We start from the raw sequence: 16,732 nt of genomic DNA on the forward strand, positions 1-16,732 counted from the left end.
ATTTTTTTTGGCAAGTGGTTTGAGCTTGCTGATCGGCATGTCACCCACCAACGCAAGTTCAATTACCTCCTGCTGCCATTCAACCTGATAAACATTTACAGGTTCCATAGCGGCAGGGAAGGTCGAAATGGTGTCGACTTTCTGCTTCACTTTGTCGAGCACGTCTTTGAGGTCTTGGTCGACGTCAATCTCTAACGACAGATGAGCGCTTCCACGTGAAGCACTGGAAACCGCCTTCTTGATGCCAGTGACATCTTTCAGCTGTTCTTCGATCTTGATGAGAATGCTTTCTTCGATTTCCTGAGGCGAAGCTCCAGGGTAAGAGGCACTGATATTAACGTAGTTGACTTCAACGTTAGGAAACATCTGTCTCTGGATGAAGAAATAACTCACGACACCCATGATGATGATAAAGACCATCAATAAGTTAGCTGCTACTGAGTTATTCGCAAAGTAGGCTATCAACCCGGTTTCTTTGGGCTGGTTTGATGTATTCGAATCCATGAATCCGTCCTTACTTAGCCAATTTTGCAGATTCTGTTCCCGACTGAGCGACTTCTACACTCATGCCTTGTTGCGGGTATTCAGGGACAGTCAGTACAACCTGATCCGTTTCTTCAATGCCGCTGCCAATCAAGAAGAATTCGCCTTCTTCACGCAATACACCAACCGTTCTGGGTTCGAGGTGATTGTTTTCATCGACAACCCATACAGTTCGGTTCTTAACTAATTCTTGCGGAAGGCGATAGATGTGTTTCAGCTCTTTTCCTGCAAAACTCACCTGAACGTAAGAACCAAATTTCAACGCAGGTTCTCCAGACTGAATGCCATATGGGTCATCAAGTTGAACGACCAGATTCACCATACGTGTGCTGCTGTCTACCAAACCCAAATCACGCGCAATGTAGCCTTCTCGTTGGATGGAGCGAATACCATTTTCTGTGATGGATGCTTTGATGCCTTTCGGTTGTTCAGGCAAGAATGAGCTGTCAAAACCAGCGATAGGGATACTCACTTCTGCGGCTTCAATATTGTTGAGTTCTGCCACCTCTGAACCTGCGGAGATGAACTGACCGACACCAATATTTCGGGAGACAACCAGCGCGTCATAAGGGGCATAGATGGTGCAATTTTCTAGGTCACGTCTCGCTCGTTTTAACCCAGCCTGAGCGGATTTAACTTGAGCTTTCGCACTCAGAACTTGCGGCTTACGCAGGTACAAATCCGTCACTTGCTTGTTGTTGAGCTTTTTCGCTTGCTTCTCGGCTACTTTGGCTTTTGCCTGCTCTTCTATCAGAGAGGCCTTTGCGCTGGCCAGGGTTGCTTCTGCCTGCAGCACCGCGGCTTCATAGTTGTCTCTCTCTATTTGAAATAAGACTTCACCACGTTTAACAATGCCACCTGCAACGAAGTTGGGGTGCCAACTAATGACCTCACCCGAAACCTGTGCTGACAATCGCGTTTTCTCAACAGGGGAAATTTCACCAAAACTGGTGATCACCACCTGATGATCGCTTGGGAATATGTTTTCAGCCTTAACCGTGGGAATGCTTAAGACTTCTTTCTTTTCTTCTGGTTCGGGACCGTTTGCCGCAATGACACTGAATGCGCCATAAGCGCCACCTAGAATGACGACAGGTGCCAACCAACGAATGGATTTACCTAACATTTTGATTCCCTTTTTGTGTTCAAAATGCTTCTCTAAATACGAATTTGTTTATGTTCTGGTTTTGTTCTTAAATCAGAGACACTCAAAGCCCAAAAACGTTCACACTATCTATATTTGTAGGTGATACATTTTAAAGCTAAATAGCAAGCAAGGTGCCAGCTTTATATGCTTTAAAAAACAAATGGTTAAGTTAAAACTCTGTCTGAATCTGAACGCGATGTGGTGCAATAAACCACATGTTGGCGACATCCACCAATCTTAATATGTTAAGCATCAGACAAGTGTACTCTTTCAACAAGCTCCCAGTGATTCTGCTCCTTCCAGCATTAACAACTTGTTAGAGCTTTAGAATTTTTCGGCTGTTTCTGCTCGGCGTTGGAGCGTTTTACTCATAGTAAAATTCATGTCTAAAACTCCGCAAACTTTAAGCTAATACTTCGCTAGAGCTCGATTTTTAAAGCTGTACTGATGTCATTATAATTAGATGACGTAAAGAAAGAGTGACAGTTTGTGACCACTGTTTTCTATTAACACTGTGTGATGTCTAGTTTGAAAAGCAGTCAAACAAATAAATTATGACTAGAGATGAAGAGTGTATTTATATCTATATATGTGAGATGCATTCAGACTTTATTTTATGGCAATGGTTGACGAAGTGAATAAAACGATATTTAAAGAATAAACAGGCGAATTTGTTTAAACCTTTCCATCCAAATAGTTCAGTTATTTATAAAATTAACATCTAGTTTAAAATTGTAATAATCATGAGTTAATGAAAAGAATTATCATTTTAATTAATGTTAAATTGAAAAAGATAAGCCAAGGTTAATCGTAATGGCTGATTGGCTTTTCACCGAAAAACTCAGTTTCGATTTTCTACTTATAAAAAATATTTATCCATTTATAACAAATAGTTATGATTTCATTGGAAATTTTAATTTTTAGTGGAAGTATAGATGTCTAAATGGCGGTTATATATTGAAATTTCGACTTGTGATTCGAAAATTTCCCAAAAAATATTAGTATTTAATGGCTGTTAATTTTCTGTAACAACCTTTAATAATTCTATCAGTTATTTTTTATTGTCTGTTATTCGATATAAAAATATACAGTTATTAATGGATCGCCAAATAACTGACTGCAAGTCAAATTAATGGCTCAATAATTAACCAGTTAATTTATGTAAAACGTATTTTTATTGTGGACAAAAATGTGATGAATCTCTATATTTCACCTTTCTATAAATGACCAGCAAGGATGCAGTGAAAAACTGTATGAGGTGTCTATGCCATTTTCTTTGAAAAATATATCAATTCGAGTCCAGATTCTTATTCCAGTATTGATTCTTGTGATTTCTCTTTTCGGTTCACTTTGGGTAACAAAATTCAACCTTGAGGCAGAACAAAAGGACATGGCAGACAACGTCAGTTCGCTGGTTTTTTACAAAGATACGTTAGCGAAGCTGGACGACACCATTTACCCACTTCGTATAAGCGCGGTATACGCCATCTACGATCCAAGCCGTCGTGACGATTTTCAACAGCATCTGCGTGAAAACAGTCAAATCCTCACCACTAATCTTGCTCAGTTAGAGAAAACAACGGTTTTCCAACATGAAGTTGAAAAAGTAAAGAACGCTATCTCTGCTTATGTCGATTACTCACACCGTGCCGTTCCTGTGCTCGACAAGCACGATGAGGGCACGCTTTCTGATGCGGAGTTTGATGCGTTTATTTCTCAATACCGCACGGTGGGTAATGACATGGTTGAAGAAATTAACTCGCTATCAAAGCGTGTTAACGACTATGCGATGGAGCATCTGAACGACAGCTTGCAACGCAATGAAGACGTTAAAGCCAATGCGACTTACATTTTGCTGGTGGTATTTGCTATTTCCCTAGCTCTGGCTTGGTGGCTATCGGGGCTAATTGTGGAACCTGTGACCAAACTTCAGAGTGTGATGCGTAAGTTGGCAGAAGGTCATCTGACTGTGCGCGCTGAACAAGACGGTGAGAACGAAATTGCAAAACTAGGTGCAGACGTGAATACCACAGTTGCACAGCTTCATACGACCGTTGAGTCTCTGACTCGAATCAGTGAAGACGTTGCTTCGGCATCTACAGAGCTTGCGGCTGTAATGACTCAGGCAGAGCGCAACGCGCAACAAGAACAGAATGAACTGGATCAGGTTGCTTCTGCGGTGACGGAATTGGCTAGCACGGCTGACAACGTTTCTGACAATGCAACAGCAGCAGATTCAACGGCAAAACAGGCTGATCATCTTGCCAAGGCAAGCCTTGAAGTCTTCAGCGAAGCGGGTGATGCAAACTTGCAGATGTCCTCTGCGTTGAATGATGCAGCTCAGGTTGTAACGCAACTTCAGGATCAGTCAGAACAGATTAACAATGTTGTTGAGGTAATTCGTGGAGTTTCAGAGCAAACTAACCTGTTGGCACTGAACGCAGCAATTGAAGCGGCACGTGCAGGTGAGTCTGGTCGCGGGTTTGCCGTGGTTGCGGACGAAGTAAGAATGCTGGCAGCCCGAACTCAGGATTCTACTCAAGAGATTCAAACAATCATCGAAGAACTTCAGGCGAAGTCCGGGCTTGCAAACCAAAGTATGCAGACCAGCCTGGAAATGTTGAAGCGCAATGAAGAGTTGAGTAATCAGGCGAATGACTCTGTGGTTGGCATTACCGAATCCGTTGCTGATATCAATGATATGAATGCGCAAGTAGCGACAGCAGCAGAGCAACAGTCTCAGGTTACTCAAGATATCAACCGCAACATCAATAACATGTCTGAGTTAGTTAACCAAAACGTAACGGGGATAAGCCAGAGTGCCACCGCAAGTGGTGAACTTTCTGAACTGGCTGAGCAGCAGAAACACCAGCTCTCATTCTTCAAGTTATAATCTCTTCTTTCAGACCCGCCAGATGGCGGGTCTTTTGTCTGAGCACGATCTCGCTTTTGCTTCATCTCTTCTGCTATAAATGCTTAGTACAAAACTGTGTCTAATTAAAACATGGTTTGTGCGAGAGGTTATACGTCAGGCAAGGAAGGTTAAAGAATGAAGAAAGTTGCAGTAATTTTAAGTGGTTGTGGTGTTTACGACGGTGCAGAAATTCATGAAGCAGTATTGTCACTGTTTGCTATCGAACAGAATGGAGCTACGTGGCACTGCTTTGCTCCTGACATCAATCAGCACCACGTCATTGATCACTTGAAAGGTGAAGAAGTCTCAGAGACGCGTAACGTCCTAACTGAAGCGGCTCGAATCGCTCGTGGAAACATTCAGGATGTGGCAAGTCTCAATGTAAGTGAGTTCGATGCGCTGCTCGTTCCTGGCGGGTTTGGCGCGGCTAAGAACCTTTCAACGTTTGCCTTTGAAGGGAAGGAGAGCAAAGTGGATGACACAGTGCTATCGGCTTGTAAAGCGTTTGCTTCCGCAGGAAAGCCTGCCGGTTATATGTGTATTGCTCCGGCTTTGCTGCCTGAAATTTACGGGCAAGGTGTCAAACTGACGATAGGAACCGATGCAGAAACAGCTGCAACACTTGAAACTATGGGAGCTGAACATGTGGATTGTCAGGTCTCAGATATTGTTGTAGACGAAGCAAACAAGTTGATAACTACGCCAGCTTACATGCTTGCTGGCTCCATCTCGGAAGCATCATCAGGCATCAATAAGCTGGTTAAAGCTTTACTCGATCGTCTATAGCATCCATTTACTGGCAGACCTAGCCAGGTCTGCCATCGACCCTTGGTGTACATAACATAGGCGCAAAATGCCAGACAAACATGCCAAAGGCGACTACCCACAAAAGCGCTGATACATGAATAAACCCCATCATGTACGAAGGCATAACAGAGACACCAATTGCTCTTAAAACGGCAGCAAGAATAAGCGCTCCAAAAGCCAGCCACATGCTCGGTCCTTTGTAGATTTCTCGACCCGTGTGTCCCATGGTCACTCTGGAAATCATTGACAGAATTAACCCACCCAAAGCACCAAGTGCGAATAAATGGATCATGGTGTGATTAACAAACGAGTCCGACGTTAATCCTTTAATCGCCAGTCCTAAAGGAATACACAGATACGCCAAATGCAGTGACCAGACCAGAGGTTCAGAAAGTGTCTTCCATGGTTTCCAGCGGGCAACACGATAAAACTGCCCCACAGCTGAGGTAAGCATTAGCCACTGACCGATTTGCGGTGGTAGGAGTGGAAAAAAGCTGGTGATGAACAATAGTACTAATGGGAAGTTTGCAACCCATTCTAACCATACGATAGGTTGGGGTTTTTCGAACTGAAAACGTCGGGCGGTAAAAAAAGGAATGACACGCCCACCCATAATGGCAAGCAGCAACACAAACCACCACATCATGGATTGCCATACTGCACTCGCTGGAAAGGGGGGCATACCCTTAATAGCGGCATAGCTCGCAAAGTTAGCAACGGTTGCCAGCAAAAACATTGGAATAAAAAACAGGTTTCGCCAGCCTTTTGTTTTAAATACACGCCAGCCAACTTCCCATGCGACCGCGAGCAAAAAAAGCGCTTCAATTGAAGAGACCAGCCACAATGGTGCTGGCGTCCAGAACAAAAGTCGGGGTATCAACCAGAGTGAAAAGATGATGGCGAGAACTTTCCCTTTAGTGCCGTTCACTCCTGTCCAGTTTTGTACTGCGGTTAGCACAAATCCGGCGACAATGGCCATAGCAAATCCAAAGAACATTTCATGCACATGCCACCATAATGCTGGCACACTCAGAGCGGCGGGTTGGCCTTTTTGAAAGGCGTAAACCCAAACGAGAACTGCAACAATGGCGTACAAAGCACCAGCCAGAAAGAAAGGACGGAAACCAAGGCGAAGTAACGGAGGGATACGATTTTCAACACGCAGATCAGTAATGTTTAGCATAGGAAACACCTACAACCTTAAAGATGTATTTATAATACAACTTTAAGGTTATTAAGTCAGTGAAACTTTGATCAAGGTTAGGGGGAGAGGATCTTTTTAGAAAAAACTAACGATTAAAGCCTTTGATCAGAGAAAGCAATTCGCCCAACAGTGTGGAGCTGCTTCCTCAGGTAGAGATTATTAGTGGGAGATATTCAGATTCAGTTGGAGATCGTAAGGCAGAGCCGACAATCGACGAGTAATTTTGTTACGTGTCTGCTCAATATCTTTGATATCAATGGCTTTCTTGTTGGTCAGAATGTCAACATCAACCCGAAGTTCGCGACCAATTTTTGTAACCCCAGTGACTTGAATGTCCTGCGGCATCTCTTTTTCTACCGCCGAGATGTTGTTATCTACCTTCTGACATAGTTCTTTGTCTGGTGACATCATCAACAACTCTCGCGCTGCTTCTCTAAGCATGTCGAATGGCACTTTAATAAAGTAGAAAGACATTAAAAGCATCATTAAGGGATCAGCATAAACGGCGTATGCGCTTGCTGGTGAAACGGAAACCAGCCACGCTATCACGAAGCCTGCCGTCACCGCGACACTTAACAAGGTATCCATTTGCCACTGTTTGGATTCGGCTTCAATCAGCCCAGAAGAATGTTGCTTGCTTTTACGTGCAATAAACCACCATGCATACCCACAACCTAATACATTAACAACCCCAAACAGAGTTGCGATCGACGCATCGACTTCGCGACCACCAGTGAACATGGCTTCTATTGCCGAATAAAGGGAATAGCTGACTACCGCAAGAATTGTGGAGGCTTTGATGATGATAACGATGGGTTCAATTACCGCTCGCCCAAAAGGAAACTGAGCGTCAGAGGGCTTTTGAATGTACCAGGATGCAGCAAGTGACAATAAAGTTAACAGTAAGCTGACTAGAGAATAAACGCCGTCAAAAACAATGACTAATGAACCAACCCATAGTCCCAGCACTAAACCAGCAAACGCAAAGCCTGATGCTAAAAGGGCTGAAAAGGTAAGAACACTATTTTCGTTTTTGCTTGTCCTGGCACACATAAAATATCTCGGTGGTAAACACTCTTTTATTTTTCGTGCTAGATGGTGTTTTTACAAACAGTTTATGACTAGTGGTAGAAATGATAATAGATGAAATAAGTAAAAAGAAAATTAAAACAATAAGTTATATGTTGATCTTGGTGTCACTAATATTGACGGTGAGTGATATGTGCCTTAATTAAACAGAGCCAATCACTCAATGGAACGCAGGTGTTGAGTGCGAAGCTAGAAATCAAACAGATAGTCACTGAGTTGATCGGCTAGCCATACCATTGCGGAATCTTCAGTCATACCCGCTGCTGTGAACATGCAGTAATCTTCCTGAGTCAGACCATAGGTATGCTTGATAACCGAAATCCGTTCTTCTCGAAGTAAAGGACGGATTAACGGTTCAGGTAGTACGCCCCACGCATCTTCATCAAGAATGGTATTGAGCATGTAATCAAAGCTAGAGAAACCAATGTAGCGCAATGAAAAGGGTTGTAGCTCTGGGTTGTCTTTTTCATTCAGGTAAGCGATAGAAGCCTGCATTGCGTTTCTCAGGTCTTCATCCGCCACACGACGCATTTTGGTAAGCGGGTGTCCAGATCTGCAAACCGACATCATGCGAATTTTACCAATTGGGTGGTAGGTGACTCTTGGGTCATCAATGCGTTCGTAATCGACGCCAAATGCAAAATCGACTTGTTGAGTTTCAACCAGGTTCGCAAGGTCGCCACTGGATGCAAGAACGATGTTGAAGGAAGTTGCAGGGAATTTTTTGTTGATTTGGTGAGCTAAATTTTGCCACAGCTCATCCGGTAGTGAATCGTCGCGAGCAATCCAAACTTCAGCGTTAAACTCACCAGACACTTGACGGCAAGTCTGCATGATGCGTTTTTGAGTCACAAGCATGCTTTCACAATCTTTGTATATCGCTTTGCCTGCTTCTGAAAGGCTTAAGTGATTGCCTGCTCTTACAAAAAGCTCGGTATCCAGTTCTTTCTCCAGTGCTTTTATCGCCATGCTGAGTTTAGTTCGGTTGCACTCAAGTTGTCTTGCAGCTTCCGAAACAGATCCTAAATCAGCAACAGTGCAAAAGGCTTCGATTTGGGAAAGGTTCATGTGTTTGAGCTCTTATCGTTTGGTTATCAGAAAAATAGCAGATATCGCAACCATTTACGACCTGAACCATGCCTATAGGTTAGGTCCTGTTTCTACTAATACCTCGTCGATTTCAGGAAAATAGTAGTATCAATTTAATGTGACTTATGTCGCATTTAGAATTTTGGCTCTAAATTTCTTCTTGTTTGATTCGAATTCTTGAGCCAAGATTATTTGCAATAAAACAGTGTTCGATTGCAAAATGAAAGAAGGAATAAGAATATGGAAAACGTAATTAATCAACCAACAAAAGCGTTTGTCGGTGCATCTTGGGCATGCTTATTTGCAGGCTTTGGTGGGTTTCTTTTGGGGTTGTGGAACTCAGAGTTACTCCTGAATGAAAAAGGATTCTACTTCACGGTTATTTTGCTTGGTCTGTATGCTGCCATTTCGTTGCAAAAAACTGTTCGGGATAAGTCTGAAGGTATTCCTGTAACCGATTTGTATTTTGGGCTTTCATGGGTAGCGATAATTGCTTCAGTTGCTTTAATGGGGGCAGGGCTATGGAATGCTGATATGTTGCTTAGCGAAAAAGGCTTCTATGGTCTGGCGTTTCTAATGTCTCTCTTTGCTGCTATCACGGTACAGAAAAATACTCGTGACATGAGTTTACTGAAAAAAGCAGAAGAGCCGGTCGAAGAAGAGCATCACTCTCAAGTAGATTGGTCAGAGTCCGAAGCTACTGACGATAAAAAATAGATACCAAAATTAGATCAATAATTCATAATCAAAGTGCAGGTATATATGCCTGCGCTATTGCATTCAACGTTGAGCGAAAACCGAGGCAATTTCCCCCAATACTTCTGGGTTGGCAATGGCACCAATGTTTTTGACTTCATTGCCATGAATGACCTCTTTAACAGCCACTTCCACCAATTTACCTGACTTAGTTCTTGGTATGTCGCTAACCGCATATATCAGAAAAGGAACGTGTCTGGGTGAACATCGATTTTTTAGTGTCGACTTGATCTCGTCAATTCGCTCGTCCGACAAAACTTGCCCATCTTCCATCTGAACAAACAGCACGATTCTTTCGTCCCCTTCCCATTGCTGACCAACGGCAATCGAATCAACAATGCCATCTAGCAGATTCACTTGCTGATAAATTTCCGCAGTACCGATCCTTATCCCGCCTGGGTTGAGTACGGTATCGCTGCGCCCATAGAAAATCATTCCTTTTCTGGGCGTCATTTCCACATCATCCCCATGGTGCCATACGTTCTCAAATTCTCCCCAATAGGCATTGTGATAACGCTCACCACTGTCTTGCCAGAAACCGATTGGCTGGTTTGGAAAGCTGTTAAGGCAGACAAGTTCTCCTCTTTCACCAAGAACAGAATTCCCGTGACTGTTAAAGACACGGACATCCAATCCCAAGCCCGCTGCCTGGCACTCACCCCGATAGACTGGGGACATAGGGTTACCCAAAACAAAACAACCGCAGATGTCGGTTCCGCCGGAAATCGAAGCGAGATGGATATCGCTACCAATGTTTTGGTAGACATAGTCAAATTGTTCGGGAAACAAAACAGAACCAGTAGAGCACAATGTTTTCACTGAACTCAGATCATAGTGTTCAGCTGGGTGGTAACCGTTTTTTTCTAATGCAGCCAGATATTTTGCGGAAGTACCGAACAGTTTTACTTTGGAGGACTCTGCCAGTTCCCATAAGATGCTCTGATGCGGGAACACCGGGCTACCATCAAATATGACGAGCGTTGCTCCGCTAGCCAGAGCAGAAACATGCCAGTTCCACATCATCCACCCGCACGTGGTGTAGTAGAAAACTTTATCTCCCCGCTTAATATCACAGTGAAGCTGATGTTCCTTTATATGATTCAGCAAAGTACCGCCCACGGAGTGTGTGATGCACTTTGGTTTGCCAGTGGTGCCTGAGGAATAAAGAATGAACAGAGGTGAATTGAAGCCGACTCTTTGGTATTCCAGCTTCTTTGCTTCGTAGTTTCCGAGGATAACTGACCAAGATGAAAAATCGCTTTGTGCATCGGTATTTAAATACTGTATTTCACAGACTTGATTAAGTGAAACAAGCTGTTCATTTAATGCCTGATTCTTTTCACGCATAGAATGCTGTTTACCCGCAAAGCTGTACCCGTCACAGCAGAACAATACTTTAGGTTTCACCTGCCCAAATCGCTCCAAAACACTGTCGATACCAAAATCAGGAGATGTTGAAGTCCATATGGCTCCAAGGCTGGTTGCTGCAAGCATCGCGATGACGGTTTCTGGTAAATAGGGGAGGTAGCCGGCAACAACATCTCCCTCTTCTACACCACAATCTATTAGCCATTGCTGGATAACTGACACCTGTTCACAAACGTCACGCCAGCTTAGGCTTACCTGCTGACCTCGCTCATTATGGAACTCGATAGCTATTGCGTTTGGGGTTCGAGATCCATTAGCCAGTAAATTTTCGGCGTAGTTGAGTGAAGCATTAGGGAACCATAAGGTGTCGCGGCTGCTTGCTGGAGATTCCCATTTTGAGGGACCCACTTCCCTGACAGTATTGCCTTTATTGCCAATCAGATTGGTAAAGTCCCACAAGCTTGTCCAGAAATCTTCACTAGAACTTACGGACCACGAGTGCAGAGATGGGTAGTCAGAAAGACAAAAATCAAAGTCCTTGTTCACTTTCTGAATGAACTGGGTGATATGAGCATTTTCGATCCGGTTTGGATCTGGTGACCAGATTGGTGATACGTCTGACATAACGACTCCGAAATCTGCGAAAAATGAGTAAGGAACAATCCAAGTTGGAACCTAAAGTACTCAGTTTATTGAAGTGTATAGATCTATAGTTGTAAATAATTTGTTGAACAATCAGTTGATTCAGTCACAATTCCCTTTGTCTTGTGAGATTTCATGGAATTACGAATGATTAAGTTAGCCATTATTGGAACCAATTGGATCACTGAACGATTTTTAAATGCAGCACTGCTGACCGAACAATATGCACTGAGCGCTGTCTATTCACGATCTGAAGAAACAGGCAGGCAGTTTGCGTCGAAGTTTGATTGTGAGGTGGTGTTTACTGAATTCGGTGAACTGTGCTCAGATGAATCCATAGATGCGGTTTACATTGCAAGCCCTAATTCATTCCACTGCCAACAGGCTATTGCTCTGATGAATAGCGGGAAGCATGTTATTTGTGAGAAACCGCTTGCTTCTAACTACGATGAAGTGCAAAAGATGTTTCAGGCAGCAGAAGAGAATCAGGTTGTTCTCTTTGAAGCCTTTAAAACTGACTACCTGCCTAACTTCAACCTGATAAAACAGCGCATGAACGACATCGCGCCCGTTCGAAAAGCCGTATTGAACTACTGTCAGTATTCTTCTCGCTATCAGAAATACTTAAATGGTGAAAACCCAAATACTTTTAATCCAGAATTTTCGAATGGCTCAGCTATGGACATCGGATATTACTGCGTTGCCAGTGCTATCAGCCTGTTTGGAGAACCAGAACGCGTGAGCGCAACCGCAACCATGCTGGATTCTGGTGTGGACGGGCAGGGAAGTATGCTGTTTGAGTACAATGGGTTTGATGTGGTGATTCTCCATTCTAAAATTGCAGATTCTGCCATTCCTAGTGAGATACAGGGCGAAAAAGGTAACTTGATTATCCATGCGCTATCAGACGCCGAAAAAATAGAGTTCAAACCCAGAGGGGAGTTGGCGCAAGATATTACGCTGCCTTCAGATGAACAGAGCATGCGCTATGAAGCTGAGTTTTTTGTGCAGTTAGTTCGTGAAGGAAAAGCAGACAAAGTGTCAAAGCAACGCTCTTTGTCTACCGCGAAGATCCTGACTGAAGTGAGAAAGCAGATTGGGTTGGTTTATCCCGCCGACAGGTAAAAAAACGAACTCGCCAGAGCCCATCAGGCTTTTTCTACTTTCTCTGGTCTTGTTGAAGGGTGGGAGATGGCAGTTAGCCTTTGTACCGTCTTTGATGCACCCACAAACCTTGAAAGCTCGCTTTTCGAAACGGGCTTTCCTTTTAAGTACCCTTGAATGTAGTCACATTCATAGTTTCTAAGCATGTCTAACTGAGCCTGAGTTTCGACCCCTTCTGCCACCACTTCCAACTGGATTGCATGTGACATCTGAATAATGGCTTCACATAGCTGAGCAGATTTGTCTCCCGGTTTGTCCATTTTCCAAATGAAACTGCGATCCATCTTTACGACATCAAATGGATAGTCATTGAGAACAGATAGTGAGGAATAGCCAGTTCCAAAGTCGTCCAGATACAGGCTCACCCCCAGTGATTTGATTTGCTTGAGCGTGCTCAGTGCCGTGCTGTGGTTTAAAAGTGTCGATTCAGTAATTTCGACACCTAAGCGTGACGCTGGGAATCGATACTTTTTCAGTACATGACGAAGAGTTTTAACGATATGCCCCGACTTAAGCTGCTTTACCGATACATTAACGTTGATGCGTGGGCATTTCCCTGATTCAGATTTGTCCCATAGTTCCTGAATGGTTGAACACACTTCCTCTAGCACCCAATCGCCAATCTCAATGATTTGATTGGTTTCTTCGGCAACAGGAATGAAGGTATCTGGAGAAATCCAACCCTTATCAGGATGCTTCCAGCGCAGCAGTGCTTCAAACGCTGAAAGCTGGTTTGATTCGGTCGAAAACACAGGCTGATAGTTGAGCAACAGCTGTTTTCTATTGTGTGCCTCACTTAATTCGTTTTCGATAGTGAATCGCTGCTTTGCCTGATCAAACATGGTGTTTTCGTAAAAAACAATCTGGCTTGATGAAGATTTTTTCGCCCGGTACATGGCTGTATCGGCTTCCCGCAGAATATTGGTTAACGTCTGGGTGGAGGAATTGACGGTCGTGACTCCAATACTCGCACCTATGTTGTATAACTGACCATTGCAGTTGTAAGGCTCGGTTAAAGCGCTTAGGTATCTCTGGCAGACGTTATTAATGTCGTAGCGATTTAGCTTGTTTCGGAGGCAGACAATGAACTCGTCGCCACCGAATCGATAGCATATGTCGTCATTTCTTACGTTGCTTTGTAGTCTCAACGCAACCTGCTGCAACAGGAGGTCGCCAACCATGTGACCCATAGAGTCGTTGACGATTTTGAAGCGATCCAAATCGATAAACAGAATGGCAAAGCCATTGCCTCCGTTTGGAGTGATGTTCTCAATAAATTCTTGAAGCTGTTCGGCAAGCGCCTGTCTGTTGAACAAACCAGTGAGTGCGTCATGTGTTGCCTGTGTACGCAGTTTCTGGGTTTTCTCAGCGACCAGCTTGTTCGATACTCTGAGCCGATTAGCATAGCTTTTCACACTGACTGAAACCGACAGAGTCAGCATAAAAATCAGTAATGTTGAAACCGTACTGTAAATATAGGGTCGGTAGTCTTTTGATAAGTGTGTAACAGTGACACTTAACGATTTATCTAATATAGGGAAATATAATGTTCGGGTGGCTGATGGATATTTAATCAAACCGTATTGATTCTGTTTAACGCTTTGATTTTCAGTTTTAAATAGCTGACGACTATCGTCGTCTTCGACCAATATATCGATATTTTTCGCAATGATTTCTTCCTGCCACGTCAGCTCTAAAAATTCATGGAGGATAATATTCATTACCAAAATGCCTAAAGTTTGCCCGCTTCCAGACTGCACAGGCAAATAGATTTGTAACCCTCTTCTTCCTTCATGGTAAAACGTGGAAGCCTTCACTTCGTTAATTTCTATCGCCCGCTTCAATGCAAAATTGTTTGGACAATGGCTCTCAATTCTTGAACCCAGAAAGTCGCTGCCTTCAAATTTAGGGGAGGCAAACAACACGGGGAATGCATGTCGACCAAGCCAACTGGCACAGGCATAAGTAGTTGAAAGTGAGGGAGTAATTGCATAACTCAATTGACCACTGAGATTCGCCAGACTTTGCGCTTGAAGTTTGTCTTCTGTCGAAATTAAAGGTGCCCAGAAAATAGTATGAATACCAGAGCCAATACCCGTTCTGTCTTTTAATAGCGTATGAAATTGTTCTGATGATAAGTTGTTGTTAATTTGAAGGAAATCACGAGTGGAATGCAGAATAGTAGTAAGAGAACCAATAGATTTCTCTAAGGTTTTTACCTTTTCGTTTGTTTGCAGTTCAAGGGCGTATTGCGCGCGTTTGTTTTCGTAATAGTTAATTGTAAATAAACAAAGGAGGGCGACTAAAATTCCTATTAGCCAAATATAGGTTGTTCGCGGCTGAATCCGGTTATATTTCAATCTTTTCTCAGGTCTTTCTGGTAGCAACTCGATTAATGTTAGTCATATTTTTTAAATATGTAAATGATATTTATTATCAACTGTAAATATAAATACTGACTCATTTGCGTATTCGTAAATGATAAACAGAGGGCGCATAAGGTTGTGAGATTAGTCAGCACTCATGACAGATTTATGACATGTCATGAGCGCGAGACTAAAGCTGGATCTATATCGCAGAAATTTCAGGATTTTGTTGAGAGTCAGGATGCTTGTCTACCCAAATCAAACTTACAAAGGCTGCAATGGCACACACCAGCATAATGATTCCAAGAGGAAGCTGATTGCTTGCAGGCAGTGCAGAAGCCGCTAATGTGGCTACACCAGCCCCAAAATTTTGCATTCCTCCTAGTACTGCGCCAGCCGTGCCAGCATGCGCAGGAAATGGTGCAATCGCTCCCGTTGTTGCCGCAGGAAACAATACCCCGGCACCAAGGAAATAGACGGTAGCGCCACCAACCAAAGTCACGGCAGTGGTCTGGTCGTTCAAACCTGGGAACAGAACAATACCAGAGCCCAGAATTGCAGCAATCAAACCAAAGTTCATCGCGTATTTTTCGGAGAACTTTTCTGCAATTACGCTGGAAAGCCCTGCACCTGCAAGATAGCCGGGAATTGGGGCAATAAATAACAGGCTTACTACCGTTGCCGGTAAGTTAAGTGTTCCGCCCAATAACACCCCAGCCGCAGCTTCAAATACAGCAACACCTGAAAATGTTGCGATAAGGCATCCCAGGTATCCCTGGAATCGGCGATTTGATAAAACATAGCGATAATTCTGCCAGACTGGTGCCGCGTTTCTTCTTGATTTGGGCAAGGTCTCTTTAAAGCTTGTCATCATGGTGAGCACGACAGCCGCTGCAAACAACGCAAGGAACAGATAACTGCTGCGCCAGCCGAATGTTTCAGTCAGGTATCCACCTAGTAATGGAGCAACTAAAGGCGAAAAGATGACGCACATACTGATTAAGCTGTTGGCTCGATGCAGCCTGCTTCCTTCGAAACAGTCGCGTGTCAGTGTTCTGGCCATTGCTCCACCACAGCCAATGCCTGCCCCTTGAATAAAGCTTCCTAACAGAAATACATCGTAATTGTGTGCAAACAGAGCAACCAAGGTACCCAGAAGGTAGATGATCAGTCCAACCACGATAATGGGCTTTCTGCCTAAGCGATCTGAGAGGGGACCATATATGAACTGAGATAATCCATAAGGAATCAAATAGCACGCCATTACTGCCTGCAATACGGCAGGATCAACAATAAACTCAGACGCCATATGTCCAATAGAGGGGACGTACATGGTTTGAGTCATCTGACCAACAGCGGTCAGAATTGCGATCAGAAAGGTCAACCGAGCCAAAGGCACAGATGAAGGCATGTTTACTACTCCTAATGGAAAATATTGGGTATTTCGATACTCGGGATATGAAAAGAAATGCTATCTGGCGTTTATTTAAACTGTATATTTACCAGATACAACACAAAATCCCGATACGGGCGAGATAGTAAGAGTAAAGCCTTTGTCAGACAAGAAAAAACAGATAGCCCACGCACGATAGTTTTCTATGATTATGATTAGAAAAACTAATGCGAAATAAATGGCAGTAAAT

At 43.5% G+C, this 16,732-nt stretch carries 12 protein-coding genes; 4 read left to right on the plus strand and 8 right to left on the minus strand.

Translation table 11 applies throughout. The features are described from left to right. Together RH89_RS23115 and RH89_RS23120 are read right to left on the minus strand one after the other, a co-directional pair. Nucleotides 1-504: efflux RND transporter permease subunit (locus RH89_RS23115; protein WP_004407264.1), on the minus strand; the 504-nt coding region annotated here is incomplete at its 3' end. Between the two features lie 10 nt (nucleotides 505-514). Continuing rightward, nucleotides 515-1,669 (minus strand): efflux RND transporter periplasmic adaptor subunit, encoded by a 1,155-nt coding sequence (locus RH89_RS23120; RefSeq protein ID WP_004407266.1) that lies wholly within the window; start codon nucleotides 1,667-1,669, stop codon nucleotides 515-517. A 1,285-nt stretch (nucleotides 1,670-2,954) separates the two neighbouring features. On the opposite strand from RH89_RS23120, the gene RH89_RS23125 reads away from it, so the two are divergent. Continuing rightward, complete coding sequence (locus RH89_RS23125; RefSeq protein ID WP_004407267.1) at nucleotides 2,955-4,583, plus strand: methyl-accepting chemotaxis protein; 1,629 nt, start codon at nucleotides 2,955-2,957, stop codon at nucleotides 4,581-4,583. Between the two features lie 156 nt (nucleotides 4,584-4,739). Then, nucleotides 4,740-5,390 (plus strand): isoprenoid biosynthesis glyoxalase ElbB, encoded by a 651-nt coding sequence (gene elbB, locus RH89_RS23130; protein WP_004407268.1) that lies wholly within the window; start codon nucleotides 4,740-4,742, stop codon nucleotides 5,388-5,390. A gap of 19 nt (nucleotides 5,391-5,409) precedes the next feature. Here the strand turns inward: elbB and RH89_RS23135 are convergent, their stop codons facing one another. From RH89_RS23135 to RH89_RS23145, 3 genes are all read right to left on the minus strand, one after another. After that, entirely contained in the window at nucleotides 5,410-6,594 is a 1,185-nt protein-coding gene (locus RH89_RS23135) for an NnrS family protein (protein ID WP_004407270.1), read from the minus strand. Between the two features lie 180 nt (nucleotides 6,595-6,774). Continuing rightward, nucleotides 6,775-7,668: a cation diffusion facilitator family transporter gene (locus RH89_RS23140; RefSeq protein ID WP_004407272.1), complete on the minus strand. Its 894-nt coding sequence runs from the start codon at nucleotides 7,666-7,668 to the stop codon at nucleotides 6,775-6,777. Nucleotides 7,669-7,893: 225 nt separating this feature from the next. Further along, on the minus strand, nucleotides 7,894-8,772 hold the full coding sequence (locus RH89_RS23145) for a LysR family transcriptional regulator (protein WP_004407275.1): 879 nt from the start codon (nucleotides 8,770-8,772) through the stop codon (nucleotides 7,894-7,896). A 261-nt stretch (nucleotides 8,773-9,033) separates the two neighbouring features. Here RH89_RS23145 and yiaA point away from each other — a divergent pair, with 261 nt between their 5' ends. Next, complete coding sequence (gene yiaA / locus RH89_RS23150) at nucleotides 9,034-9,510, plus strand: inner membrane protein YiaA (protein ID WP_004407277.1); 477 nt, start codon at nucleotides 9,034-9,036, stop codon at nucleotides 9,508-9,510. 63 nt (nucleotides 9,511-9,573) lie between these two features. Here the strand turns inward: yiaA and RH89_RS23155 are convergent, their stop codons facing one another. After that, nucleotides 9,574-11,541, minus strand: a complete 1,968-nt coding sequence (locus RH89_RS23155) for an acetoacetate--CoA ligase (RefSeq protein WP_004407288.1) — start codon at nucleotides 11,539-11,541, stop codon at nucleotides 9,574-9,576. A 165-nt stretch (nucleotides 11,542-11,706) separates the two neighbouring features. On the opposite strand from RH89_RS23155, the gene RH89_RS23160 reads away from it, so the two are divergent. Continuing rightward, the gene (locus RH89_RS23160; RefSeq protein WP_004407290.1) at nucleotides 11,707-12,684 is read left to right on the plus strand and encodes a Gfo/Idh/MocA family protein; all 978 of its coding nucleotides are present in this window, start codon (nucleotides 11,707-11,709) and stop codon (nucleotides 12,682-12,684) included. Nucleotides 12,685-12,707: 23 nt separating this feature from the next. Here the strand turns inward: RH89_RS23160 and RH89_RS23165 are convergent, their stop codons facing one another. Together RH89_RS23165 and emrD are read right to left on the minus strand one after the other, a co-directional pair. Then, nucleotides 12,708-15,083 (minus strand): bifunctional diguanylate cyclase/phosphodiesterase, encoded by a 2,376-nt coding sequence (locus RH89_RS23165; RefSeq protein ID WP_004407292.1) that lies wholly within the window; start codon nucleotides 15,081-15,083, stop codon nucleotides 12,708-12,710. 208 nt (nucleotides 15,084-15,291) lie between these two features. Next, nucleotides 15,292-16,500, minus strand: a complete 1,209-nt coding sequence (gene emrD / locus RH89_RS23170) for a multidrug efflux MFS transporter EmrD (protein WP_004407294.1) — start codon at nucleotides 16,498-16,500, stop codon at nucleotides 15,292-15,294. Nucleotides 16,501-16,732: the final 232 nt, after the last annotated feature.

The organism is Vibrio nigripulchritudo ATCC 27043, from assembly GCF_000222685.1.
GTDB lineage: Bacteria > Pseudomonadota > Gammaproteobacteria > Enterobacterales > Vibrionaceae > Vibrio > Vibrio nigripulchritudo.